The 875-nt window shown below is 76.5% G+C and carries 1 pseudogene; it reads left to right on the top strand.

Going from position 1 to position 875, the window contains the following annotated elements:
- A pseudogene (locus PSH25_RS30055) lies at positions 1-563 on the top strand (ABC transporter ATP-binding protein); the annotation flags it as partial.
- Positions 564-875 lie beyond the last annotated feature (312 nt).

Here is an 875-nt window from a genome sequence, read left to right on the forward strand (position 1 = left end):
AGCACCGCCTGCGTACCGCGAGCGCCGTGCGCAGCCGGGCGGCGCACGTCTTCGCAGGGCCGCGGGCCGACGACCTGCGCCGCGGCGACCCGGACGCCACCGACGCCGCGATGGCCGCCGCCCTCGACCTCGTCGGCGCCACCGCGTGGGTGCGGACCCTGCCGGACGGTCTCGCCGCCGCGGTGGGGGAGGGTGGGCGGCAGCTCACCTCGGCCCGGGCCCAGCAGCGCGCGCTGGCCCGCCTCGCTCTCGCCGACCCGGCCGTCGCGGTCCTCGACGAGGCCACCGCCGAGGCGGGCAGCGCGGGCGCACGCGACCTCGACCGCGCCGCCGTGGCGGCCACCGAGGGCCGTACCACGCTGATCGTGGCCCACCGACTCAGCCAGGCGGCCACCGCGGACCGCATCGTCGTCCTCGACCAGGGGCGCGTCACCGAGCACGGCACCCACGCCGAGCTGCTCGGCGCCGGGGGCGGGTACAGCCGGCTGTGGCACTCGTGGAGCATGCCCGACCTCATGGTCCCGCGAGAACGCGAGAGCGCGGACCAGCCCGTCCCGAGCTGAGCGGACCCGGTCCCCGATCCCTCGGACATCGGCGAAATCGGTCGAACGTGGGAACCCCGGGAACTTTTCCGGACCGGCCGGCGACCACCAGAGTGCGCGGCCGACCGGCGGCGTTCCGGCGGCGGCATCTCGGCATCAAGGAGCGGCCCGTGGCACAGAGGACGGTGGTCTGTGCGAAACGGCGTCGCTGACGACGACCAGGTGACCCGGTGGGCGCGGGAGGCGGGCCAGGGTGACCGGCAGGCCGCCACGGCGTTCATCCGGGCACTACAGGACCAGGTCTGGCGGTTCCTGTCGCACCTGGCCGGGCCG

The sequence above is a fragment of the Micromonospora foliorum genome (assembly GCF_022229015.1).
In the GTDB taxonomy this organism is placed as follows: Bacteria; Actinomycetota; Actinomycetes; order Mycobacteriales; family Micromonosporaceae; genus Micromonospora; species Micromonospora foliorum.